24 protein-coding genes and 2 pseudogenes are annotated in these 25,177 nt (G+C 49.3%); 5 read left to right on the forward strand and 21 right to left on the reverse strand.

What is annotated here, in order from left to right:
* The 13 genes from pduL to AC6ESO_RS08740 all read right to left on the reverse strand — a co-directional run bounded on the left by pduL (position 1) and on the right by AC6ESO_RS08740 (position 13,602).
* Positions 1-801 carry a phosphate propanoyltransferase gene (pduL, locus tag AC6ESO_RS08680; protein WP_497091035.1) on the reverse strand — a complete coding sequence of 267 codons (801 nt, stop codon included), beginning with the start codon at positions 799-801 and terminating at the stop codon, positions 1-3.
* Positions 802-812: 11 nt separating this feature from the next.
* A complete protein-coding gene (locus AC6ESO_RS08685; RefSeq protein WP_497091036.1) occupies positions 813-1,100 on the reverse strand; it encodes a BMC domain-containing protein in 288 nt (95 codons plus the stop codon).
* A gap of 35 nt (positions 1,101-1,135) precedes the next feature.
* Positions 1,136-2,617: an acetaldehyde dehydrogenase (acetylating) gene (locus AC6ESO_RS08690; RefSeq protein ID WP_497091037.1), complete on the reverse strand. Its 1,482-nt coding sequence runs from the start codon at positions 2,615-2,617 to the stop codon at positions 1,136-1,138.
* A complete protein-coding gene (locus tag AC6ESO_RS08695; RefSeq protein ID WP_497091038.1) occupies positions 2,614-2,934 on the reverse strand; it encodes a BMC domain-containing protein in 321 nt (106 codons plus the stop codon). Before AC6ESO_RS08695 ends, AC6ESO_RS08690 begins: the two co-directional genes overlap by 4 nt.
* Before the next feature lie 20 nt (positions 2,935-2,954).
* Positions 2,955-3,578 carry an ethanolamine utilization microcompartment protein EutL gene (gene eutL, locus AC6ESO_RS08700; protein WP_497091080.1) on the reverse strand — a complete coding sequence of 208 codons (624 nt, stop codon included), beginning with the start codon at positions 3,576-3,578 and terminating at the stop codon, positions 2,955-2,957.
* Positions 3,579-4,235: 657 nt separating this feature from the next.
* Positions 4,236-4,985, reverse strand: coding sequence for a phytanoyl-CoA dioxygenase family protein (locus AC6ESO_RS08705; protein ID WP_497091039.1), 750 nt, complete (start codon positions 4,983-4,985; stop codon positions 4,236-4,238).
* A gap of 157 nt (positions 4,986-5,142) precedes the next feature.
* Entirely contained in the window at positions 5,143-5,697 is a 555-nt protein-coding gene (locus AC6ESO_RS08710) for a DNA-3-methyladenine glycosylase I (RefSeq protein ID WP_497091040.1), read from the reverse strand.
* Between the two features lie 36 nt (positions 5,698-5,733).
* Positions 5,734-6,102, reverse strand: a complete 369-nt coding sequence (locus AC6ESO_RS08715; protein ID WP_497091041.1) for a hypothetical protein — start codon at positions 6,100-6,102, stop codon at positions 5,734-5,736.
* A gap of 342 nt (positions 6,103-6,444) precedes the next feature.
* Positions 6,445-8,004 carry a DUF3502 domain-containing protein gene (locus AC6ESO_RS08720; protein ID WP_497091042.1) on the reverse strand — a complete coding sequence of 520 codons (1,560 nt, stop codon included), beginning with the start codon at positions 8,002-8,004 and terminating at the stop codon, positions 6,445-6,447.
* Positions 8,005-8,058: 54 nt separating this feature from the next.
* Complete coding sequence (locus AC6ESO_RS08725) at positions 8,059-8,940, reverse strand: carbohydrate ABC transporter permease (RefSeq protein ID WP_497091043.1); 882 nt, start codon at positions 8,938-8,940, stop codon at positions 8,059-8,061.
* A gap of 1 nt (position 8,941) precedes the next feature.
* Entirely contained in the window at positions 8,942-9,856 is a 915-nt protein-coding gene (locus AC6ESO_RS08730) for an ABC transporter permease (protein WP_497091044.1), read from the reverse strand.
* Positions 9,857-10,051: 195 nt separating this feature from the next.
* Positions 10,052-12,349 (reverse strand): helix-turn-helix domain-containing protein, encoded by a 2,298-nt coding sequence (locus AC6ESO_RS08735; protein ID WP_497091045.1) that lies wholly within the window; start codon positions 12,347-12,349, stop codon positions 10,052-10,054.
* A 275-nt stretch (positions 12,350-12,624) separates the two neighbouring features.
* Positions 12,625-13,602: an aldo/keto reductase gene (locus AC6ESO_RS08740; protein ID WP_497091046.1), complete on the reverse strand. Its 978-nt coding sequence runs from the start codon at positions 13,600-13,602 to the stop codon at positions 12,625-12,627.
* Between the two features lie 440 nt (positions 13,603-14,042).
* Here AC6ESO_RS08740 and AC6ESO_RS08745 point away from each other — a divergent pair, with 440 nt between their 5' ends.
* The 3 genes from AC6ESO_RS08745 to AC6ESO_RS08755 are packed head-to-tail and all read left to right on the forward strand — an operon-like array spanning position 14,043 to position 17,772.
* Entirely contained in the window at positions 14,043-15,524 is a 1,482-nt protein-coding gene (locus AC6ESO_RS08745; protein ID WP_497091047.1) for a spore germination protein, read from the forward strand.
* Positions 15,521-16,660, forward strand: coding sequence for a Ger(x)C family spore germination protein (locus AC6ESO_RS08750; RefSeq protein ID WP_497091048.1), 1,140 nt, complete (start codon positions 15,521-15,523; stop codon positions 16,658-16,660). The genes AC6ESO_RS08745 and AC6ESO_RS08750 overlap by 4 nt, the downstream gene beginning before the upstream one ends.
* A gap of 26 nt (positions 16,661-16,686) precedes the next feature.
* Positions 16,687-17,772: a GerAB/ArcD/ProY family transporter gene (locus AC6ESO_RS08755; protein WP_497091081.1), complete on the forward strand. Its 1,086-nt coding sequence runs from the start codon at positions 16,687-16,689 to the stop codon at positions 17,770-17,772.
* 33 nt (positions 17,773-17,805) lie between these two features.
* Here the strand turns inward: AC6ESO_RS08755 and AC6ESO_RS08760 are convergent.
* From AC6ESO_RS08760 to AC6ESO_RS08770, 3 genes and pseudogenes are all read right to left on the reverse strand, one after another.
* Positions 17,806-18,048, reverse strand: a pseudogene (locus AC6ESO_RS08760) (S41 family peptidase); the annotation flags it as partial.
* Positions 18,049-18,241: 193 nt separating this feature from the next.
* A pseudogene (locus AC6ESO_RS08765) lies at positions 18,242-18,468 on the reverse strand (adenylyl-sulfate kinase); the annotation flags it as partial.
* A gap of 21 nt (positions 18,469-18,489) precedes the next feature.
* On the reverse strand, positions 18,490-19,068 hold the full coding sequence (locus tag AC6ESO_RS08770) for an LURP-one-related family protein (RefSeq protein ID WP_497091049.1): 579 nt from the start codon (positions 19,066-19,068) through the stop codon (positions 18,490-18,492).
* Between the two features lie 180 nt (positions 19,069-19,248).
* Between AC6ESO_RS08770 and AC6ESO_RS08775 the strand changes: the two genes are divergently transcribed.
* The gene (locus AC6ESO_RS08775; protein ID WP_497091050.1) at positions 19,249-19,665 is read left to right on the forward strand and encodes a LytA/YqiH family protein; all 417 of its coding nucleotides are present in this window, start codon (positions 19,249-19,251) and stop codon (positions 19,663-19,665) included.
* Between the two features lie 73 nt (positions 19,666-19,738).
* Here AC6ESO_RS08775 and AC6ESO_RS08780 read toward each other — a convergent pair whose 3' ends face one another.
* From AC6ESO_RS08780 to AC6ESO_RS08795, 4 genes are all read right to left on the reverse strand, one after another.
* On the reverse strand, positions 19,739-20,344 hold the full coding sequence (locus tag AC6ESO_RS08780) for a pentapeptide repeat-containing protein (RefSeq protein WP_497091051.1): 606 nt from the start codon (positions 20,342-20,344) through the stop codon (positions 19,739-19,741).
* Between the two features lie 117 nt (positions 20,345-20,461).
* Complete coding sequence (locus tag AC6ESO_RS08785; protein WP_497091052.1) at positions 20,462-21,568, reverse strand: hypothetical protein; 1,107 nt, start codon at positions 21,566-21,568, stop codon at positions 20,462-20,464.
* Positions 21,569-21,635: 67 nt separating this feature from the next.
* Positions 21,636-22,118 carry an NUDIX hydrolase gene (locus AC6ESO_RS08790; protein WP_497091053.1) on the reverse strand — a complete coding sequence of 161 codons (483 nt, stop codon included), beginning with the start codon at positions 22,116-22,118 and terminating at the stop codon, positions 21,636-21,638.
* Between the two features lie 47 nt (positions 22,119-22,165).
* Positions 22,166-22,615: a hypothetical protein gene (locus AC6ESO_RS08795; protein WP_497091054.1), complete on the reverse strand. Its 450-nt coding sequence runs from the start codon at positions 22,613-22,615 to the stop codon at positions 22,166-22,168.
* 253 nt (positions 22,616-22,868) lie between these two features.
* On the opposite strand from AC6ESO_RS08795, the gene AC6ESO_RS08800 reads away from it, so the two are divergent.
* Positions 22,869-24,443, forward strand: coding sequence for a putative glycoside hydrolase (locus AC6ESO_RS08800; RefSeq protein ID WP_497091055.1), 1,575 nt, complete (start codon positions 22,869-22,871; stop codon positions 24,441-24,443).
* A gap of 58 nt (positions 24,444-24,501) precedes the next feature.
* On the opposite strand, the gene AC6ESO_RS08805 is transcribed toward AC6ESO_RS08800, so the two are convergent.
* On the reverse strand, positions 24,502-25,177 hold a 676-nt coding region (locus tag AC6ESO_RS08805; RefSeq protein WP_497091056.1), incomplete at its 5' end, for an IS3 family transposase.

Raw genomic sequence — 25,177 nt, forward strand, 5'->3', positions numbered from 1 at the left:
TCACCTCCTCGCACCACCACCGCCTGCGGCAATGTTGCCATTTTTCCCGATGACCCTTACTTTATCGCCTGTTTCCAGCCCGGCAGCATTCGCCTCATCTCGATCGATGTGCAGCTCAAGCGCAAATCGCCCATCCACCCGTACGACGACATCCGGAAAAATAAGCGGTCGTTCCGAGTCCGTCTGCAGCATGATACGATCGCCGTCTGCAACCTGATAGTCCGCCGCCTCCGTCACCGACATATGAACATGCCGCTTCGCGATGATCAGTCCCTCCTGAAGGATGACGACACCTGATGGGCCAATTATCGTTACACCGATGGTTCCGGTAATATCGCCGGACAGTCTGACTTCCGGCTGAAGCCCCAGCTGGTGGGCATCCGTTCGGGAAATCTCCACCTGTGTCGCGGCTCGAACCGGACCGAGAATACGCACATTGGGAATGGCACCTTTCGGACCTGCAATGGTGACGGTCTCCTGCGCCGCGAATTGCTTGGGCTGTGACAGCTCTCTATGTACCTGCAGCTGATACCCGGTGCCGAACAGGACTTCGAGATGCTGCTGGGAGAGATGTAGATGACGGCCCGACACGCCTACAGGGATCAGCTGCAACGCAGGATTCCGCTCGGACATATCAGCTGCAGCCTCTAAGGAATCCGAATGCTCAAGCAGTTGAATTCCTCTATCTTTCAAGAAATCAGCAGCAGCCGGCGTCAATTTGTCTCCTTGTTCAACCGGATAAGGGTTCGGGAGTCCTCCGGCCAATCTTGCGCGCAGCGACGCTTCGGTAATGAGTCTCATAGAGGGGGAGGTCAGCCTTCAAGCTTCGGCAAAATAAACTCGATATCGGAATGCGGACGCGGAATAACGTGAACCGATACGAGCTCTCCGACTTTATCCGCGGCGGCTGCTCCTGCATCCGTTGCCGCTTTCACAGCACCGACATCGCCTCTAACCAGAACCGTGACCAATCCGCCTCCAACATGGACTTTGCCCACCAGTCTTACGTTTGCCGCCTTCACCATCGCATCGGCTGCTTCAATTGAGCCAATTAAACCTTTGGTCTCGATCATGCCAAGGGCCGTGAGTTCGCCTGCCATTGTTCATTCCTCCTTATTGGTTGACCCTAACTGGATTAGAGCTTCATCTGGGACAGCACACTCTTTACGATCGTTAATACTTCCTCTCTGGTAATGCCGCGAGCGAGGCTGCCCGCAACCTGTTCGGCGAGTTGCGTCATACCAGCCGGTTCCGAAGTTGGCATCTCTCGTATACCGAAGGCCACCCGTTTTACATTCATCAAATGCTGCGGCCCGATATTATCCGACGTAATGTTATGCCCGAGCGATCCGCAGCCCAGCGTCATCGATGGCTGAATGCCGGTCGTCGCACCGATGCCGCCGAAGGTCGTCCCCGCGTTCACGATAATGCGCGAGGCGGGAAGCTCGAGCCCGAATGCCTCAATAATACGCTCATCCTCGCAGTGGATGCCGAGCGTATGTCCGAGTCCTCCCAGCTCAAGAAGCTCCGTGCAGCGGCGGCGGCCTTCCTGCCAATCGTCTACCGTGTACAGAGCCAAGATTGGCGTCAGCTTCTCCACCGACAGCGGATACGCGGGTCCGACGTTGGTTTCTTCCGCAATCAGCACGGTTGTGCGCAGCGGGACAGAAATCCCTGCCATCTCGGCTAGTACTTGCGGCGATTGGCCTACGATCTTCGGATTCAGGCTTTTACCGTTTGCGGACATGATGATGTCTGCTACTCTCTCCTTCTCCTGCTCGCTTAGTGCATATGCTCCTTGCCGTTTCAACTCATCGACCAGCTGCGGCTTCACTTGCCTCTCGACCACAATCGCTTGTTCGGAGGCGCAGATTGTGCCGTAATCGAACGTCTTGCTCTGCACAATCTGACTGGCCGCGCGCGCGATATTCGCGCTGTGATGAACATAGACAGGAACATTGCCGGGGCCAACACCATACGCGGGCTTGCCAGAACTGTAGGCAGCCTTCACCATCGCCGATCCGCCGGTTGCGAGAATGATGTCCGTCAGCTTATGCCTCATTAGCTCCATGCTCGCTTCGACCGATGGGTATGACAAGCACTGAATCAATCCCGCCGGAGCGCCTGCCTGCTCCGCCGCCTGCCGCATCAGCCTCGCCGCCTCCTGCGAGCATCGCAGCGCAGCGGGGTGTGGGGAAATGACGACGGCATTCCTTGCTTTGAGCGCGATTATGCTTTTGAAGAGAACCGTTGAAGTCGGGTTGGTCGATGGCACGATAGCAGCTACAACGCCAACAGGCTGCGCCACTTCCCATACGCTCCGCTCCTCATCCTTGCGGATGATGCCGACGGTCTTCATATCCTTGATCGCCTCATAAACATTGCGCGCCACAAACAGGTTCTTCGCTTTCTTATCCGCGCCGTTCCCAAAGCCGGTTTCCTCTACCGCCAGTCTGCCAAGCCGCTCCGCATGCTCCTCCGCTGCAGCAGCCATCGCCTCCACGATGCGGTCTACTTGAAGCTGCGTCATAGACTCGTACTGCTTTTGCGCAGCCTTCGCTTCATGCAGACAATCGCGCACTTCCTGGATCGCTTGCAAATCCGCATCCAGCTTCATGCCCCGCTGTCACCTCCTCCCGCCAAATCCGGAGGCAGCAGCGATGCTACGAAATGGGAGATGGCAGCATCCGGCCTTGCGATAACATGAACGCCAAGCAGCTTGCCGACCGCCCGCGCTGCCTGTCCGCCTGCATCCACGGCTGCTTTCACCGCAGCGACATCGCCGAGAATATAGAGGGTCACGATACCGGCATCGATTTTCTCGTAAGCCGTCACCCGCACATCTGCCGTCTTGGCTGCAGCATCCGCAGCTGCAATAAGCGCGGGAAGTCCATACGTCTCAATCATCCCCAGTGATTGCAAGGGCTGTTTCATGTCCGCTCACCTTTGCTTTCTCACAGTTTGATGGGTCTCCCGGCGATCTCCGCTACCACCTCGGCGAAGGCTTCGGCAGCAGCCATACAAGCGGATTGACTGCCCGTTAATAAACCGCCGGCGAAGTTCGTTTCCGTTGGCGGTCCGTAGAAGGTGCACAGCCTCACATCCGCAGCCTTGAGCGCGGCATCCAAGCCGCATACCGCTTCAAGCGGCGGCGCGATTAGATAAGCCAGCGGCTCGCCTTCCGCTATATTGGCTATGCCTGACAGATAAGAGCCGGTTCGGGAGACGACATGCGCGTAATAGGCATGTGTCCCTTCCTCATTCAAGGCATAGAAACAAGCTCCGCTCTGCATCAGCGCGACCGCAGCTTCCAGTCCGCTCGTCACTTCGGCCGGCGATGCGCCGCCGATCATGCCGATAAATTCCCCCGACAACGGTCCGGACGCGTGTGAGGATCCGGCATAGAATGACTTCGCATAGACCACCTCCACTGCCGCTTTCTTCGTAGCTTCGTCAATTGCGGTATAACCAACATCGTCAATGGTCGATGTCAGGAGCCCGATGCTCCGAATGCCGGGCTTGAGGCCCAGTTGTGCAGCCAATCCGGCATCCACATTCGGAATGACCCTGACGGACATCGGAATTGCCCATATAGGACGCCGTTGCAGCTGGGGTTGCGATTGCCGAATCACCCCACTCACCTCCTTGCCGAGAAATCGTCGGCAGACAGAAAGAGCCTAGGATGAAAGCGTGCTCCGCGCACGCTTCCTGCCTAGGCTCCATTGCCTAACCGACTATGCTTTTGTTATCAAGATATGCCTTCAACCGCTGCCCTATTCCTTTACCGAGCCCATGACCAGTCCTTTTACGAAGAACCTCTCTCTTGAGATAACTAATCGTCATGTACCTCCTAGTGCGTTTGTTATGGATATGAACTGCGTAGCGTGAAACTCTAACGAACCGCAGAGGTCTTATTTGCCCCAAAACACCTTCAGAAAAATTCTAACGAACCGTAGAGGTCTTATTGGGCGGTTTTCGGGTAAATTACTGGCCATATTACCGAGATAAGACCTGTACGATTCATTAAAGTCTCAGAGTCCAGAATTCCGATCAATTAAGACCTCCAGGATTCGTTAGATTTCCGCGGCGCGTGACACATGAGTTACAACGGAATACAGCACCGGGATGCGGCACGCTAGTTACTATGGGACAGTTTTGACAAGCAGTTGGCTGCTTTGCGTTCGCAAACAAAAACAGCTTGCCGGCATAAGCCAACAAGCTGTATCACAGTAATGCTATTGAATCTCGCGAATCCCCGGCCAATGCCGCCAAATATCGGTCATCGGAGCTCTCCAGTCCAGCCCGTGCTCGATATGGGAGACTCGGAAGAAGATTGCATATCTCGTGTTCGGAGAAGCGTTCAAAGCTACAGTATGGGCCAGCTGATAGTGGACGAGAAACACATCCCCGGGCTCCCCCATGGTCTGAACCGGTTCCGGCAGCTCAACAGGAGGCATGCCATTAAACAAGGCATCCGGCGTATGCTCGCGGAAATACTGTTCGTAGATCGTATGCGTGCCCGGCCATACCGTAAAGTTCCCGGCAAACGGTTCTCGAACCGGACTTAGCAGCACGCCGACGAGCATCGAGAAATTACCGATCGTGCCTTCTTTTACTCCATTGGTAGGCGTGTACATGCCGTCCAGATGAGGTTTGTTGATGATTGGCGGATCCTGCAGCGCAGGAAAACGCAGCGCGATCTGACCCCCTGTGACCGGATGGGACATCCCTTCTCCGAGCAGCTCGTCTACGTAGGATTTGATAGGCGTGTCGTTGAACAACCCGGTAATCGGCGGCTGGCCGGAGAGCTCCGGGCAGTAGGATTGCGCGCGAAACGTAGGCATCATCTCCGGCGGCATCCCTTGTCCGACGGAATGATTAATATGCTTTAATGCGTGGTCAATCATCACTTTAGGAATGGCGCCTTTGATATGAATATAACCTTTGGTGAGCATGGACTGTTTCTGTTCGTACGTGAGCTTCATTACGATAATTCCTCCTTATCGCGATTCGTTTCACGAGGTCGAATTCACTTCCAGATTTATACATGTCGCCCTCGATAATCATCATAAAGGACTTATGGAGATCTGCCAATAGTTAATAGATTCGGATTTGTCGTTCATTATAGACTGCGCTTACGATTTATTTATGAAAATCGCAATCCAACGAATGGTCATCCACCATGCCGCAGGCCTGCATATATGCATAACAAATCGTCGAACCGACGAACTTAAAGCCACGTTTCTTCAAATCCTTGCTCATAGCATCGGATTGCGGAGTGGTCGCCGGTACTTCATTCTTCGTACGCCACTGATTCCGAATGGGAGCTCCGCCGATGAACTGCCAGATGTAGGTATCGAAGCTGCCAAACTCCTCGCGGACCTTCAAGAAACATTTTGCATTCGTGATGGCGGCTTGGATCTTTAACCGATTTCGAATGATACCGCCGTTTGTCATCAACTCGGCAACTTTGGCTTCGTCGTATGCCGCTACCTTGTGGGGATCAAATCCGTCGAACGCTCTCCGATACCCTTCGCGTTTCTTCAGCACGGTATACCAGCTTAATCCGGCCTGTGCCCCTTCTAGTACGAGCATCTCGAACAATTTCTGATCCTCATGCTCAGGTACTCCCCACTCATGATCGTGGTAGTCGATATATACAGGATCCTCATTGACCCAAGCGCAGCGTGCTGTCATGTGTTCCAGCTTCCTTTCTTAGTCGGCACAATCAAATTAGCCGTTCGTCTGAATGGCAAAGTCGTAACTAGCCGTATTCCGCTCCGCCCATACAGCCGACAGTCGGTATTTATAATACCCCGGCTCCTCCGGAAGGTCAAAACGGAAATGATTAGGTTTGCCTACCACTACTTGTTTGCCATCGTCCGTGTACAAGGTTAATGTAAACTCATCCGGGTTAATTGGAAACTTTACAGAGATCACATCACCGCGCATGGCCTTGAATGATTTATCCTTGATCATCTCGTTGTATGTACCCGGCTCCGGAGGATCTGCACAGACCCCGTCTGTTTGCGAACCAAACCAACAATAATGAGCTAGCAAATAGTCAATATTGTACCCTTCTACGGTAATGGTAGGCTTCACGGGTTCTTCCGGAAATGGCGGGCTAGATGTACATCCAGTCAACAGCAAGACTAGCAAGCAAGTATATAGAAACAAGAAATGTTTTCTGCCCATTCGCTTCCCTCGCACTCCTCAGAAGATCTGCGTAATCTGAGACGCAGCTGGGATCCAAAAAGTTACAGTTTAACAGCCAAAAGTAGCATCACTTTCGCCTTCGCGCAAAAATTGCAGCCTTTGGTAGATTTCACACTCCCAGAAAAAAGCCGAGTTGAGCCTGACTCCTCTTGCTCTATCCCCATTTATGCCGAATGGCCCCTATGCAAGTAGGAGCCATTCATCGTTTGTTTTATTTAATGGCAAAGCTTATTTGCCGGTGGATGCCTTAAACGCATCCAACTGTTTCTGGTATTCCGCAAGTACTTTATCGATGCCAGCCGCCTTCAGCTTCTCCAACGCACCTTGAATGTGCGAATCGTAATCAAGCACGCCGCGATAGATTGGGGAGACGTCGGAAGTAAATGCCGCTTGTACATTTGCCATCTCCGCCTTAACAGGAGCCGGGTCGAAGAAGAAGTTCGCCGCGAAGAATGTTTTCGCATTCGGATCTGCTTTGTACAATTGTTTGTTCGCAGTCAGCAGGTTCTGATCGACGCGGATGAAGTTCAGGTTGCCGATCATCCAGTCGTCCTGCAAATAAAGCGGAAGGTTCGTTTTGGGATCGATGATCGATTCGATGCCTTTATCGCCTACTTTTTTGTACGTTTTGCCTTCGATGCCATACATGAACAGATCATAGTTTTCTTGGCCTGCGTACAACCAGTTCAAGAACTTTACCGCTTCCGCTGGATGTTTGCTGTTTGCCGCCACTACGTTAACATTCTTCGCGTTAACCATCCGATAAACGTCCTTCTCTGGGCTAAGGCGAGCAAGCGTGAAATCCTCATCCTTCGCATCCGGGTACGTCTTCTGTACGTCCTGCAGCTTGTTTGGCGTACCGAGCATGAATACATATTTGCCATACTTGATTTGATCTACGATTTGCTCTTGCTTCACCGTCAGTACATCCGGATTGACCAGTTTCTTCTCGTACGCCTTCTGGAACCATGCCGAATCCTGCTTAAACTCGTCGGTAGCCACCCAATTCTTGACAACACCGTCTTGGCCGATAAACGCGATGTTGTCTCGAACGGTAAAGGGATAGCTGTCATACGTGCGTTGGAAAATATCAGCCGGACCAGCAGTACCGCCGCGCAGCGGGATGGTAAGCTTCATGTTCAGCTTCGTATTCACCTGCTCCATCGCGTCCATCAACTGGTCACGGTTCGTAATATTGGTGTCGATACCGGCCTTTTTGAGCAGGTAGTCATTAATGGTAATCGAGCCGTCCACCGCGGATTCATACCAGTATGCCGGTATACCGTAAATTTTGCCTTCCTTCGTAACGCCGGTCCAGATGGACTCCGGAATCATGCTTTTTAGATTCGGACCGTACTGCTCGACTTCGTTCGTAATATCCTTCAAAGCGCCGCGCCCTTGATAGTTGGCAAGACCGATCCAGTCGTTCATGACGTGGAACAAATCGAAATCTTCATTTGTCGACAGCTTCAGATTGATTTTCTGTTCCCAAGCGCCCCAGTCGATGTATTCTTTTTCGATTTGAACATTAACGCCGTCGGCAAGCAGTTTCTGATTGACCGCCTCTTGGACGGTAGGCCATTCCTTCGGTTCTGTACCCGGAAGCACATATTTAATTGTGACCGGTTTCTCAGTAACAGCCGTGTTGGCGCTGTCACCGCTTGTATTAGCGCCTGCATCGTTTCCTGAACCGTTTACTTGTTTTCCGTTGCCGGAATTACTTCCACAACCGGCCAGCATAGCAACAATCGTGAAGCAGGATACGGATAGTAGGAATCCTTTTTTCATCTTTCGCCCTCACCCTTTTTATTTGTTTTATATTCACCTTTTTCAAGGGAAATATCAGCCTTTAACTGACCCGACGACGAGACCTTTCACAAAATATCGCTGCAAGTAGGGATATAACAGCGCAATAGGCCCGATCGTAATAATAACGGTCGCCATCTTAACCGACTCCGTCGGCATCGTGTACTCCTGATTCACGCCTGTAGGCAGCATTTCAAGCATTTGAATGTTCGATCGCAGTTGAAACAAAATATACTGCAGCGGATACAAGTTTTTGTTATCCAGCAGCATGATCGCGTTCCACCAATCGTTCCAATAAGCGATGGCGTAGAAGAGCGCAACGGTCGCAATCGCTGGCACGCTAAGGGGCATGTAAATCCGAAACGCAATTGTTAAATCATTGGCTCCATCAATATAGGCGGATTCTCGAAGCGCCTCCGGCAAGCTTTCCATAAAATTGCGTACCAGAAACATATTGAAAGCGCTGAATAGCAGTGATGGAATAATAAGTGCAAGGATGTTGTCAAGAAGCCCAAGCTTTTTTACCATCAGATACCACGGCACGATGCCCGCATTGAACAGCGTTGTGATGAAGAAATACAGTGCGAGCTGATTTCTGTATTTCACATGCGGATTAGCTAGTGTGTAGGCGCCAACAGCTGTAATAAACAAGGCTGCGATTGTACCCGTCACAGTAATAAACAGCGAAATGCCATAACCTTTGAAAATAATGGCACTATTGGCGAAGATTGCCCGGTATCCGTCCAGAGACCAGGCATCGGGAAGTAAGGAGTAGCCGTTGTTTGTTATGCTATTCTCATCGGAGAGGGAAACGATCAACGTCATCATCATTGGCAGAAAGCATGCGATCGCGATCAACGTGAGCAGTACATAAATCCCTGCAAGGCCGAAACTGAAGCGTTTGCCATTTATCGTCATGTTAATAGAGCGCTCCTTCCTTGAAAAATCTGCGCGTAAACCAGTTCGCCACAAAGACGAGCAGCAGCCCGACCGTCGATTGGAATAAGCCGACAGCAGCAGCGTTGGAAGGATCCCCCACCATACGCAAGGCACGGAATACATACGTATCGATGACGTCGGTCGTTGAATAGAGCACGCCGTTATCGCCGATAATCGCGTAAATCATGCCGAAATCGGCATAGAAGATTTTGCCTAGATTAAGCAGTGTGAGAATCGTGACGGTCGGCATGATCAGCGGCAATGTAATCAGCCTCATCTTCTGCCAACGCGTCGCGCCGTCCAGCTCTGCCGATTCATACAAGGAGCCGTCGATACCGGTAATGGCCGCAAGGTAAATAATCGAAGCCATGCCTGCGTCTTTCCAAACCTTCATGCTGACTAAGATGGTTGGCCAAGGCTCAGGAGTTGAATACCAATTAACCGTATCCAGGCCGAGTCCCTTCAGCAGCTGGTTGATAACGCCGTAATCCGTAGCAAACAGGCTGTACATCATGTAGCTGACGATGATCCAGGACAAGAAGCTCGGGAAAATGAGCGTTGTTTGCGCCAGACGAATGTACAGTTTATTGCGGATTTCATTGAAGAGAATCGCAATCAAAAGAGCAAATCCCGTTACGAAAAGGAGAAAGAGCACATTTAGCTTGAGCGTGTTCCACGTCACTTTGAGCGCATCGTTAGAAGAGAAGAAGAATTTAAAGTTTGCCATGCCCGCCCATTCGCTCTTAAACAAGCCTTTGTTGTAATCGAAGTGCTGGAATGCAACGAACAAGTACGGATACGATGCATAGGAAAAGATCAAGACGTATACGACTGCCGGCACTACCAGCAAGTAGGAATATTTATTTTTGATTAGCTCGCGAATAAAGCCTGCCATGATTAGCCTCCCTTGTCGGTTTGTCTGTTGTCTGAGTCCATACTAACCGCAATGCTTCCTCACGTAAATTTCGACTATCGGCTCTGCTTTCATAATGGCGGCAAACCACTTTCATAATGGAGCACTGCCTATCAAAAAAACGATTTTTGAAAGCATAAAAAAGCGGTAGAGCCCAGTTAATTCGGGCTCTACCGCTTATTCAGCCTTATTGCCGGCTTGCTCTTTATAAATGGACGGGGTTAAGCCGTATTTCTTCTTGAACAGTGTTGTAAAGTAAGAAACGTTAAAAACGCCAACGGCTTCGCCTACTCCTGTGATGGTTTCGCTTGTCGTCGCGAGCAACACCCTCGCTTGCTCTAGTCTGATATGAGTAACGTAATCGTTGAAGGTAGTACCGGTCATATTCTTGAACAACTTGCCAATATAACCTGTTGAGTACCCTACGTGTTCTGCCGCTGCCTCTAGAGAGAGACCGTGCTCGGCGTAATGCTCCTGCACGAACAGCTGAATCGTCTCAATGATCTTTGCGTTCTTGACAACATAGGTGTTCTTGCGGTGCTCCTCGAGTATTTCGACAATACGCTGACACAGCTCGGATAACATCCGTTCAATATCAACGAGCGTTTCCACATCGCGTATTTGGCGAGTGGCCCGGTAGAGCTGCTCGGCGTCCACGTTCCACCACTCCGTGACATATTCGAACTCTTTAATGACGCCAAGCACAATGAAATAGGTATACTGGTTGGCGCTTGCAAAGGTGCAGCCGTTCAGAAACTGGATGAAGGCACCTATTTCACGATTGATTTTGATCGGTTGTCCTTGCTTGACCGACTCAATCAGCCGCTTCTCCAGATGTGTCGGATATCGATCCTGCTTCTCATCCTTGCTTGGCATCGTTCTGACGCTTGCGATGCAGCCGTGTCCCATAAAGAGCCGCGCTTCGATCGCCGTTCGAGCCGACTCATAGGAGGCTCTGACCTCGCTGAGAGAAGGACATGAATCGCCAATGCCTGCGGAGACACTGACTTTATAATAGCGAAGCAGCGTATCTTGAATTTCGCCTATAATGAGGAACAGATTGTCTTCTAAATCCATTGCATCCGATTGCAGGATCAGCGAAACTTCGTCCTCTGATACGGAGGCCAAGTCTGTCCGGTACAGTTTGCCGAGCAGCTCGCCGGCAATATTGCCAATGGCGAAGCGGATCAAACTGCGCTCGACCGGGGATTGCTGCTCCAGAAATGTGATAAAACCGTCAATTTTGAATAACACGATCGTTAGGTTAGGGCCCTTGAAGCGGCTTTCCCATTCCCGTTTCATCTCGGCCGATACCGCCAGTTGCTTCGTATTGCCTTGCAGCAAATGTGCGATATAGCTGTCTTTCAGCGCCTGGGACGAGGTATGAAGCGTAGACTTCATTGTCCTAGCCGATTCAATGGAATTCGTAAACGCATCCGTTAACAGCTCGTATTCGTCAATGCGCAATAGCGGCTTAGCCTGCTCCCCTTCTGACATGTTCACTTTATCCAGCAGCGCTTTCACCGGGTTATACATATTGCCAGTCAAAAGCAACGAAGTCGCGGCACCTACAATAATGAGCAGCGCAGCAATCAGAATCGTCCAATTGCGAAGCGCGGTAATATTCGATATTAGATCGGCGTAAGGGCGGACTGTTATGAAATACCAATCCAGCTTGGCCGATTTCACGTAAGTGACAAGCTGTTTCTCACCTTCAATCTTCGCTACGAAGCTCCCGGAAGAATATTGGTCGCCTATGATACGTTGAATATACGGCAGATTCTCGAAGTTGGCCATAAAATGCTGCGGATCGGAATGGGAAATCACCATGCCCTGTGCATCCATAACAAACGTCAGTGCGTCTCGCGTGGAGGCACTGATGCTCTTCATCGTATTGCGGATATAGGATTCATCCAGGTCTACGACGATCGCGCCTTTGGGCTTCTGTGAGAAGGAGCGCTCCGGGGTTATTTTGAAAGTAAGCAGCCTTAATGGGGCTTTGGAAACCGATTCGACAAGACGCGGAACGAAGCCGATGGAGCTGCCTTCATGCTGATCGGCTACATGCAGGTCCGGCGAGAGTCCAAGCAGATCCGTGTATTCCCCTGTCGTGAAATTGTAAAGACTAAGATTATTGATAAACGGATAGATTCCCCTAAGGCGATTAAGGAACAAGTACGCCGTGTAATCGGTTTTCTTGTTATCCTCCTTCGCGTACAGAAACGAAATGATTTCGTTATCGCTCAATAACTGCCCGGTAATATCCTGTACCTGATCGTATATGACGTTCGACGTGTAACTGACTTGAGTCAGCATCTGCTTCGACGACGAGTCGATCTCTTGGACGGCTCTTGCAGAAAACATGACGTACAGGATGGAGGATAGCAGCGAAATCGTAACGATGGAAAGAATCAGGTAGGACAGTATTAGCCGGCGGTATACCCGGTATTGTAGAATCCGTCTAAAGAGCATCATGATGAAGGTCCCCTTTTTTCTATAGTGCAAGACTTAAAGTCTACCATGCATGTAGTATATTACAAATAATAGCCCCCATCCATGCTCGAAATAAGTGGCATATATCAATTTACCAGATCAGATTGACAGTTTTTTTCAGTCATGCGGGAAAGCCGTTCTCCCCGCTAGCAACATTTGAAAATGCGCACATTCACAGAAAAAAATGTCCGCCGTCCAAAGTATACTTCATTCTTTGGACGGCGGACATTTTGCACTATAAATGAAACTTTCCTTGCTTAAACGCCTTGAATCACACTGCGAATGAAGGCTACTTCTTCCGCATTCAAAGGATTGCCGGCACCTTGCGCGTTGGACTCTACTTGTTTCGCATTCTTAAAGCCCGGAATGACGCAAGTGTTCGGAGATTGAGCAAGCGCGAATTGAATCGCTACACGCACCAAATCCTGAACTTCCATGCCGAACCGTTCTTTGATCGGTTGAAGACGCTCGCGGATTTCCAGCAAACGCTCCTTGGTATAAGAGGCGTTCGATGCGCGAATATCGCCCTCGCCGAATTTCGGCGGGTTCTCCGGATCGAACTTGTCGAGAAGCAGTCCCTGTGCCAGCGGCCCGAACAAGACCATCCCGATATCGTGCTCATCTGCCCATTGGAACAGATTCGTATCCGGCTTATCGAACTGATTGCCGAACGCATTATAGTGGAACTGCAGCACATCCGGGCGGGTAACCGGGCACACACGCATAAAGTCGCTGTAGCCGTAACCGGATTGGCCGATCACACGTACTTTTCCTTCTTTTTGCAGCTGACGCATCGTATCGGCCGCTTCCTCCAGATACAGGTCATTCGGTCCGAAATTCGTATTATGGAAGAAGTGAAGATCCAAATAATCCGTGCCTAAATTCATGAGCGACTGCTCCAGCTGATGACGGATATGGATCGGTTGCATCGCGTTAGGCGCTGTTCCACGGAACCAGCCGACTTTGGACGCAATCACGACTTGGTCGCGCGGAACTTCTTTCAGAAAACGTCCGAGAACACGCTCCGAATGGCCGTCCCCGTAAACATCCGCCGTATCAAAATGATTGATCCCCAGCTCAAATGCGCGGTTCAAACCGGCAATGGACTCATGATCATCATTACCTGACCAACCTACTGCTTCACCGTCACGCCACGAAGGTCCGCCGATTGCCCAGCAGCCTAAGCTTACTTCGCTTACCCGTAAACCGGAACGACCAAGAACACGATACTCCACTAGATCTACTCCTTTGATGATGATTGGTTTGAGTTGACCTATGGTCAGCTCAGCATTCATCAATTTGATTGGTTTGAGTTGACCTATGGTCAGCTCAGCATTCATCAATTTGGTTGGTTTGAGATGACCCATGGTCAACTCAGCATCCATCAATGATTGGTTTGACGCCTTCATATGAAACTATATACAAGATGCCGACTGCTAGGAAGTACGCACATTATTTTCACCTACTTCCCTTTATGTAACTACCCGCGGAACGCTTGGGGGACTCACCCTTCAGGAAATGTTTCCATAAACCCGCAGCCACCAAAGCCTCGTTCGGATTCGAACGGGGCTTTACTTCGACAATTTCGTATGGTTCTCCTTTTTCTGGATAAAATATGCAAATCAGTTATCTTATCCGTTCTGCATCGTTCAGTATAAAGGGGGGAAATTCAACCTTGAAAATATCACCCACAGGAGACGCGCTTGCCGACCTGTATAGCGATATTCAGGAAAACGAACAGCTGTTTAAACGTATCTTTCAAAACTGCTCGGACGTTTCGTTTCGGGAGGTTACAGCGGACGGCAAGGTTCGGCTGCTCTTAATTTACGTGGCCAACATGGTGAATTCGGAAGAACTCAATACGAATATCTTAAAACCTCTCTTCTACGAAGGCTTGCCGCAAGGTTTGGACTCCGTAAACAGCATCTCCCAAATGCTCGAACAATCGCGGTTTTCTGTCTTGCACGTTATGACTAGCTCGAATGTTGGCGGGATCGTGGAATGCGTCTTGCGGGGACATGTGGCGATCTTGGTTGACGGCGAAGCGTCAGCTATAGTGGCAGACATGTCCAATTTCGAAACCCGTACAATCGGCGAACCCTCCGAAGAGGCGACTCTTCGCGGCTCCAGAGAAAGCTTCACGGAGCTGTTAACCAACAATACCACGATGATGCGCCGTATTTTTGCCACGCCGGACTTGAAAATGGAGCAGCTGACGCTCGGAAAATATACGAAAACCGAAGTCGTCATCACCTATCTCGAAGGCGTCGTTGACCTATCCGTTCTGGATGAAGTCCGCAAAAGGATCAAACGCATCCGCATAGACGGCATTCTGGAATCAGGCTACATCGAAGAATCCATTGAGGATACGCACTTCTCGCCTTTCCCGCAAATACTGAACAGCGAACGTCCCGATGTCGTTGCCGCCGGACTTCTGGAAGGCAAAGTAGCCATCTTGACGAACGGAACGCCGATTGCGTTAGTCGTGCCCATGACTTTCTGGGCTGGCTTACAGGCGCCGGACGATTATTTCGAGCGATTCTTATTCGTCACGCTAAACCGATGGATTCGCTACCTCTTTGTCCTTATCTCGGTCTTCCTGCCATCCATCTATATCGCGCTGACGGACTTCAATCCGGAGATGGTTCCTGCCAAGCTGATGCTGAGCATCGCCGCCCTGCGGGAGAAAGCGCCTTTCCCGACGGTGATCGAGGTATTCATGATGGAATTCGTATTCGAAGCGCTGCGGGAGGCCGGAATCCGTCTCCCCCGGCAGATCGGTCCTCTCGTCAGCATCGTCGGCGCCTTGGTTATTGGGGAAGCAGCCGTCCGGGCAGGCATTATTTCCGCGCCGATCGTCATTATCGTACCTGCTGCGGGCATCTCGTCGTTCGTCATTCCAAGGTACAGCTTCAGCTTCCCCCTGCGGATCCTCCGCTTCCCCATGCTCATACTCGCCGGCTTGTTCGGGTTGTTCGGGATCGCGGTTGGAATTATTGCCATTCTCATTCATTTGATTCATTTACAGCCTTTCGGTACGCCGTATCTTTCGCCGGTTGCACCCCTTAAGAAGGGAAAGCTAAAGGACGTGCTGATGCGTTGGCCTCATAAGCTGACCCGAAAATCCGAACCCATTCCGGAGGCGGACCACCCATGATCAAAGCAACCAAAATTGGTTTCGTTATGCTCTTCATGGTACTAATCACAACCGGTTGTTGGAACCTCGAGGAACCGGATCAACGGGCCTTCGTTATGGGTACGGGGATGGACCTGAACAAGGATGGAAAATACATGCTCAGCACGCTGATCGCTATTCCGGCAGGTATCGGCGTACAAGAAGGAAACAGCTCGCAGAAAAGCTTTCGGGTGTTGAGCGCTACAGGCAAAAACAACACGGATGCGGCGCAGAAGCTGCAGGCACAATTATCGCGCAGCTTGTTCATCGGCCATCGTGAAATCGTTCTTATCGGCGAGAAGATGGCCGAGCATGGGATAGCCGACTTGGTCGACGAATTTTTCCGCAACCCGCAGTCGGAAGCCAGATCCAAAATTTTTATCGTGAAAGGCACGCAGGCGAAGGACGTCTTCGAAATCAACTCCATGTTCGATCCCTATATCACGACAACGCTCTATGACGAACAAGCCACGCTGGGGTTGCGAAATTTTTATTTCGCTGCCTTTATGTACGATGCCTTGGGCCAAGGCACACAGCCACTGCTGCCGGCGCTTACTATGAATCGGAAGAAGCACTATGTATATTCCGGATTCGCGGTCTTAGACAACGACAACGGTCTCAAGCTGGCGGCATATTTGAATCCGGAGGAAGCCTTCTATACGAATTGGATCAGGAGAAGAATCAACAATTACTTCATGACTTCCACCGTACCCGGATTCGAGGGTACCTTCAGTGTAAAGCTGAGATCCTTAAATCGGCGAATTCAGACGAGCGTGCAAGGTAATCGAGTAAAAGTCGATATCTTGCTGTCCGGAGCCGGCGTTCTCGTTGAAAACAATACGAATTTGGATCCGTCTACGGAAAGCCATCTCTTGCTGATCCAGAAGTCCATGAATGAAAATGCCCGGAAAACGATCGAGCAGTTAATAGAAAAAGCGCAAAAACAGATCAAACTCGACTTCTTCGGGTTTGGTGAAATCGTCCATCATCAGCATTCCGCACAATGGAAATCGCTAAGAAAGAAATGGAACGTGGTATTTCCGCAAATCGATGTGTCGGTACGCGTCAATCTGAAATGCAAAGATCTGGGTGAAACCAATTCTACAATCTACCGTTAAGGCCAGGAGGGATGCACTTGAAAGAGATGAAATTGTCAGGCGTGCAGATCATGTGGATATTCGCGACGGTCGAAGTCGTGCTGTTCATCTGGGGAATGATAACGCCGTCGATTAATCTAAGCAAACAAGACGCATGGATAACCATGCTAACCGGCGGCGTAGTGGCGATGGTCTTAACCTCGCTCGTCGTCCGATTGTGCATGCTGCATCCCCGGCAAACACTGGTCGAGTTTAGTCAGGTCCTTCTCGGAAAGTGGTTGGGAAGGGCAATCGTCCTTCCTTATTTCGCCGTGTGGTTTGGACTGAATGCTGCCGCGCTTCGATTGTTTGGCGATTTTATCCATCTCATCATGCTCGACAAAACGCCGGTTTGGCTGATTATGCTGCTCATGACGGTATTAATGACCTACATAACGTATACCGTTGGCATTATGGGCATCGGAAGATTCTGCGAAATTGCCGGACCTATTATGGTGCTCACATTGCTTGTGGGCTTTAGTCTGAATATCGTCGATATTAAGTGGCATTATATTCTGCCGATCATCACGGATTTCGGATGGCTCGCCATTATGAAGCATTCTATTCAACCTGCTTCTTTCCTGGGCGAATCCTTGATCTTCTTCAGCATCCTTCCTTTTCTGGAGCATCCGCGGCAAGCCTATTCCAAATCGCTGATTGCCGTAGGCATTACAGCTGTACTGGCTTGCATTGCAACGACATTAGTCCTGCTCGTCTTCGGGCCGGATGTATCAGCCAGGATGCGATTTCCGTACTTCATGCTCGTGCGCTCCATCAATCTGCTCGATTTCATACAAAACATGGATATCTTCGTCATCTTCATCTGGGTCTTCGGCCTGTTCGCCCGGATATCATTATATTTGTTCATCACGAGCTATGAGGCAGCACGTTGGTTCCGTGTGAAAGATTGGCGGAAATTGATCTGGTTCGGGGCGCCGGCGATGTTTATTATGGCGCTGTTAATTCCAAACGAGGCCATCATGAATGCCGTGAATCTATATTGGCAAACGATCGCATTCCCTATCTGTTCGATCGGGATCCCTCTTCTGCTCCTGCTCGTTTCGGCCTTCCGTAAGAAGGCCGTGCAAACGTAAATTGCATCGATGGGCAGCCTTAATTTAGATGTGCTATTTTTTCTCCTGTACCCGCTTAAGGATTACATCATACGCTGTGTCAAAGGCTTGTTCTTGATTAACTTCAATGTCAGGAATAACGCCGGTTCCTTCCCAGTTGCTTTTCGTTACCGGGTTAATCGCCCGCCCATTCGGAATAAATACTTCAAAGTGATGATTTAGCCGATGAACGCCGCCAGGATGAGCCCCGCCGCCTGTAATTTCACCAACAACCAGGGCTCGCTTAATTGCTTGAAGGTTATAGGCGAATCAATTGATACACCTCCGAAATATACCGAAATTACTAAAAACAGTATATCATTATTACTATAACAGGAGATTGTATAATTCATTTTTACCGTTATATTAGGTTCTATTATAATTAGTACAGATTAAAATATTTTCGATACAGAATAGACAAAGATGAGAAAAAGGCAGCCTTGCAGGCTGCCTTTTCGAGATAGAAATCGACTAATGTCCATTCCATATGATAAGCAACACCGCCGGCGCGCTTGGGGTCTACTTCGAGTTCCTCTAATCCCAGTCCCTCTAATAATCCGGTTTTCACGATATCATGGTCCAAAATTACTGCTTTCGTGCACTTCGCAACTTCGCAACTTCCCTTGCAAGCGTTGATTTTCCCGACCCGGGAAATCCAGACATCTGTAGAAAGAACATGTTTACGCCTCCATTGCGCTCCTAGTTCTGATTGCCCTCAACAGCGGTCAGCAGCACCGCGGCGGCGAGGCCTAAGCGGCGATCCAGTTTATCGTCTTGGTCCAGTGAGAAGTCGAGTTTTAGCTTTTGTACAAACGGGTTGAAATTTTGTTTGAACTCCCCTACCTTGATCCCGTTCACCTCTACGTTGTAATGCTGAGGAATCAAATTCGTCAGAAATCGTCGCAAAAGAGCAAGCAGCGCATTATCTTCTTTAATTAATCCGATCTCAGATTCACTTGGGCTCAAAATCGCCCATTCGTCCTTCAAGATCGACTTCATCCCCTTACGTCGCAAAGAACCTATCTTAATCCCGGTTTCGACTTCAACTACATCGAAGATAGAGGAAAAATCAATGACGCTTCGCGCTTGAATGGTGATCAACTCCTCTTGCATCGTCTCATCCCCGAATATTCGGATGTCTTCCTTCAGCTTAAAGGCTTTCATCTTCGAGAACAGAACCGGTCTCTCATCGATGTCGAAAATATCGATTTTAGCGCCGACTAGCGATAGGATCTGCTTTCTAACCACGTATTGTTGAAGATTGAATTTCGAATTCAAGTCCTCGCCCCCTGTATGATGTACATACTCTCATAGATTGTATCAGCTATTGTTATATTCCGGTATATGAGACTTGAAGTCGACAGTTAGAGAATACCCGGGCGCGATTTACATAATCTTAACAAGCCTCATCGAAACTTCCCAACCGGTTGGACGTTTAACCCTTTCGGAGGTGAAATTATGAAAAACAAAATCGTTAAAATCCTGCCCATCCTTGCTGTTGTCCTCTTCGTGGCAATTATTGGGACTGCGTGCGGGAACAAAAGCAATAACAATTCCGGTGAAAACTCTTCGGTAAATGCTACAGCAACGGATTCGGCTGCCGCTGGTAACAATTCCACGTCAACTGATCCGGTTGCCGCAAACAATGGCTCATCCGCAGACGAAACGGTTTCGCAGGAAGACGCGCCTGTTGTTATGTCCGGTGTATTCAACGGCGTTCTTGACGACAAAACCATTGAAATTGAAACCGGCGTCGGTTCGCTCTCCTATCAGGTCAGCAGTGAGATTGCCGAGAAGGTCGCCAAGTGGGAAAAAGGCATCAATGTAAAGTTTGAGTACAAGGAAGACACCATTACTACAATCGATAAAGAGTAAGTATGTGGTGATGATCAATTATCAAAAGGGACCGTGGAGCACTTCTCCACGGTCCCTTTTGATGCGCTTCTCTTCAACCTACTTTGGCACCGTGAGCAAGAGCAAACAACACTGTTTGCTCCCTATCCATTCTCATTCCTGCAATGGTGAGTGATTTAAAATCCACGCCTTCCATCTTGGCACCTCTTACGTCCGCACCTTGCAACTTCGCTTTGGACAGTATCGCCATCGTCAGATCGCTATCTCTTAAATCGGCCTTTTCCAAGTTGGCTCCTGATAGGTCTGCTTCATGGAATTTAACCCCGCGCAAATCCTGTCTAGCTAATGCAGCATGCCTCAAATTTGTATAGGACCAGTCGCCTTTTATAATAGAAATCCCATCCATACTGGAGCCGGAAAAATCCGAACCCGTCATTTTGCAGGCTTCAAATTTCGATACAAACAGGTTAGCTCCGTTAAAGCTGCAATTCTCAAATGCGGTTTCAGTATGAATGGATCCATTTAACAAAGCCCCGCGAAAATCACACTCAATAAACCGGCAGTTACTGGAAATAATCTCATTCAATGATCCATTAGCAAAAGAGCACCGATCAAACGTACAACTGATTAGCTCGCCATACCTTAAATCTTGCGTGCCAAATTTAACTCCTTCATATTGCTGATTACTATACTGAAACATGAGGTGCCTCCGTAAACTACGTATTGTCTCTCACCGTAAAATCACCTTTTTACTATAGCATACGGGAGTCAAGTACCTGTCTGTTCCCCATGTTTAGTCAAGTGTATTATTTTTTCTTCATCTGTAACGGACGGCCGTAAGCACAGCCTCTGCATCCGACGACCTTCCATACACGATCCAATGATCTGAAATGAGCGGATTAATCTGCGGTCCTTCTCCCGATACTACGGTTTCGGTACCCTTATCCAAATCTCCTAAGTAAATGTCGGAGTTGTGGGATCCGGATCCGACATCGTGCGTGGAGGAACCATCCCGTTCATCCATCCAGGCGACGAAATGGCCGTTAATGGCGGGGGTTCGTTGATCCACGTCCAAATGGGTCACTTGAGTCGTTTTTCCCGTATCTGTATCATGGACGAAAACATCTCCTGCGTAGGAACCGTTAAAAGCCTCCCAAGTTACGAGATTTCCCGATACCTGCGGCCGACCTTCCTTATAGTCTTCCGCAGCAATGGGAATTGTTTCTCCTGTTTCGATACGGTATAGATAAATGTCCGTGTTGTTCTCCGGCACATTCTCTCCTGCTCGCAGCACCCTTTTTGTCACGCGATGCCCGTTCTCCCATACAACATTCCCGGCATCAATATCCGGATTTGTATGACCGCCACTCTCTGATGTAATCGTCTTCTGCTCACCGGTGTCGATGTTATACAAGACGAGCTGCCAGTGGGACGGATATTCTTTAATAGAATCGGTAGCGTTATCCATCCAAACGATGTAGTTCCCCCAAATCTTCGGGTTCATCTGCGCCGATGGATCCGTTGTCAGTTGACGCTCCTCTCCCTTAGATAAATCGTAGAGAAAGATATCGGCATTAGAAACATCGTAACTACCCAATTCACCCAGTGGTGTGTTCTCGTTCCGCAAGTCCGACCAAACCACGAAGTTGCCCGAAATGTCGAAGCCCGCATCGCTTTGAACCGAGATCGATGCCAGTTGTTTATTCGCGACCAGATCGGTTACCGTCAATCCACCCTTGCCTCTTGTGACCATCCGGTCTCCGTCAAGCGCGCCTTGCCAGCCGGATAATTCGCGCTTCTCCAGCGGTTGAAATAGATCGCCTTCCGCTAAATCGCCAGGCTTCGAAGTCGTTGACCCGCATCCGGTGATAAACAACAACAGGACTAGTAATGCGCTGATAGCCATATTGGTTCTTTTGCTCATATTATGGTCCCCTCGCAGCATCTTTTGCCATAGTAGACGAGGAAGGCAGTTGCAAAGTTACATCGCTTCACCAGAGGGATTTCAAGTAAAACAGTATCCCTGCCCGGTCCACATCAGAAAATTGCAGAGGATCATCCTTCATCAGTTGCCTTAAGCGTTCTACTGAAATCCATCTCGGGTTCTTGGTTTCATCGCCGGATAGCAATAATTCTCCTTCTGCTTTGCAGCGGAAGTACGCACCAACCGAATCAAACGGACCCTTTATGGTCTGGTATACGCTGAATGGTTGTATGCACTCCACCTCAAAGCTCGGATCAATACCCACTGTATCAATCCTTGTCTGCTCACCTTCAATTTCTACTACATCCAATCCAGTCTCTTCTTTTACTTCTCTAATAAGCGCTTGTACGAACGATTCAAATGGCTCGATTCTCCCGCCCGGAAGTTCGATCCGCTCAGGTCCGCCAGGCTTGCTCCTTGTCTGAACTACGATTTCGGTTATCCCTTGCAGATTCCGTTCTATGATTGCACGTGAATTAACGAAAAACATTCGAATTTAAGGCTCCTTTCAGTACTCCTATAATTAGAAGCATCCTTTTAATTTGTTTCGATTTTATTATAGTGAATCTCAACATTTTCATTTTTCAAGATCATTTCATTATGCTTCAATTCGATTTCATATAATGCATTGTTAATTTCAATTTCCTTATCTGACTTCCATTCATAGTTCATTGTGGTGCCTGACTCTTTTACTGTTTTAACCGTGCTATCATCCTTCATTTCATTTACATAGTTGCCTAAGACGATCTGGCCTTCGTCAATTTCCAAGTGATTGAAGTGAGATAATTCTTCGTCACTGCCCACTCGTTGGGAGGCTTGATCGGATTCCCAAATCCCTAGAATTTGAGATTTATGATCTGTCGAACAGCCTATAAGCATGATTGATACAACAACAACTAGAATGAGAAGAGTAAATGATTTTGTAATTTCACGCTGTCGCCGTCGCCTGCCATACTCGGCTCGTTCACGTAAAGGAACCATTGTCATATCTCAATACAACTCCTTCACCGATCGTTATTTCACCCGCTGGTACCCCGCTTTTGATTAGATCCACTCGCAGCTCCTCAATGTTATCCGTCTCAAACTGAATCGAATACTGCGGATTCTGTTTAATGTTACCTGTGTACCACATACCTGCATTTATTTAAATGACTGTGATCGTTAACGAAGCATTGCCACTCAGCAAAAGCCATATAGTTTAGTTAAGGACGCCACATGATTACGAAGGAGTGCACATGCTGTGAAAAAACACATTGCCGCAAGTTTGTTGTGCGCACTGCTGCTGTCTACGTCCGCCTGCACATCGGATTCGTCTACCGACAAGAATCCCCCGAGCGCGAACACGACGCCTAGCACAACTCCCAGCACCAACAATGAACCTACGACAAGTCCTTCCGGTAACACGACCAATACGGATCCGGTCAAACCTGCTGACGATCCGTCATCCACGGGAACCAATGATCCTGTGACCAGTCCATCGGATGACCCGGCAACTACACCAGATGAATCAGCAACTACACCGGATGACTCAGCAACGACGCCTACGCCAGATCCCGACCCGGCGCCAACCTTCCAATCTCCCTATGCCTTTGAGTATCCCGATGCCGTGCGCGGCATTTATGTGACGGGGTGGTCAGCCGGCGGCGAGCGTATGAAGTCATTGCTGAAGCTCGTAGACGACACTGATCTGAACGCCATGGTTATCGATATCAAAGACGACGATGGGTATATCACCTTCAAGCCCGAAGGAGAGTTAAAGGCGAACGGGATGGCCTATATGCGAGATCCTGATGCCATTGTCAAAACACTGCACGATCATAACATCTATCCGATCGCCCGTATTGTTGCCTTCAAAGACACTGTCCTGGCCAAGAAACATCCAGAACTCTCCTATGTGCTTGACGGCAAAGTGTGGCGAAACGGAAATGGCGATGGTTTTATCAATCCATTCTTAAAATCAAACTGGCAATACAATGTGGATGTGGCGATTCTGGCCGCTAAGCTCGGGTTCCAGGAAATTCAATTCGACTACGTGCGATTTCCTGAAGGGTTTGAGAAGAAAGATAAGGTCCTTGACTACTCCATGGGGGAGTACAAAGATAAGAAGCCGTCCAAATTCGTTGAGGAAGAGAAAGCCTATGCGGAAGAGACGGACGCTTATGAGGCGGGACTTCAGCCGCTCCAGAGCGCTTATGACACGGCAACTGCAACCTATAACGGTGATAAAACCGATGACAACAAGAAAGCGCTCGATGCCGCCCACAAGGCGCTCACCGACTATAAAAAAACGTTGCCGAAAACGCCGGATTTCAGCGAGAAGGAACGTTTTACACAGCTGCGCGTGGATGCCATTACGGACTTTGTTCATTTTGCGAAGGAGCAGTTGAAGCCATACGGGGTCAAAGTGTCGGTCGATATCTTTGGTTATTCCGCTACGCTGCCTGAAGCTCCCGGCATTGGGCAGAACTTTAGCCGCATATCGGAGAACGTCGACGTCATCTCGTCGATGATTTATCCGAGCCATTGGAGTGATGGGTATTTCGGCATTAAGCATCCGGATACCGAGCCGTACCGACTTGTCCAAGAGTATGCCAAACGTGAGAAGGAGAAGCTTAGCGCACTCCAAACGCCTCCGATTTCCCGTCCATGGATACAAGACTTTACAGCCTCTTGGCTAGCCAAAGGAAGCTACGTCCATTACGGCAAAGAGCAGGTGGATGCGCAGATTCAAGCACTCCACGACGCTGGCATTCATGAATATCTCATCTGGAATGCCGGCAACAAATATACTGCAGGTGTGAACTATACCCCTTAGCTAAAAGGCCCCGTTCGAGTTGATCAAGACCCCATTTAGTGGACAGATAGAAAAAGCCCTACCCAATAAGCTGTCTCCGGTATTGTTCCGGAGACAGCTTATTTAAGTTTCTTTGCGGACGATGGTTGTTGTAAAAATAGATATATTCTTCAATTCTGTTTTGTGCTTCCTCAATGGATCGGATATCATAAGGATAGAGTGCTTCCGTCTTCAAATGAGAGAAGAAGCTCTCCATTGAGGCATTGTCGTAACAATTGCCTCGGCTAGACATGCTGATTTGGGCGCCAACCTTTGGCAGCATGTCATGGTAATCGTAGGACGTGTACTGGAATCCTTGATCGCTGTGAACGATCAATCCAGTCGCGTCTTTTTCCTTGTCAAAGGCCTTCGAAAACGTCTGAAGTACGAGCTCGTTGTCATTGCGTAAGCTCATGTTATAAGCTACGATACTCTTCTGGCACAAGTCCTTAATGGCAGAGAGGTACAACCAAGTGTCTCCGACTCGAAATTGGGTAACATCGGTGACCCATTTCTGGTTAGGTGCATCTGCTTCAAACTTTCGCTCAAGCAAATTTTTAACGACTCGGTCACCTACATGCCACTTCCGGATATGACGGTATTTGCGGCGTATCTTAGCTTGCAGCCCCATCTCTTGCATGAGACGAAGTACTTTCTTATGATTCATCCAGACATTATGATCTTGAAGCATGAACAGCTGAATCTGACGATAGCCA

The organism is Paenibacillus rhizoryzae (assembly GCF_059686995.1).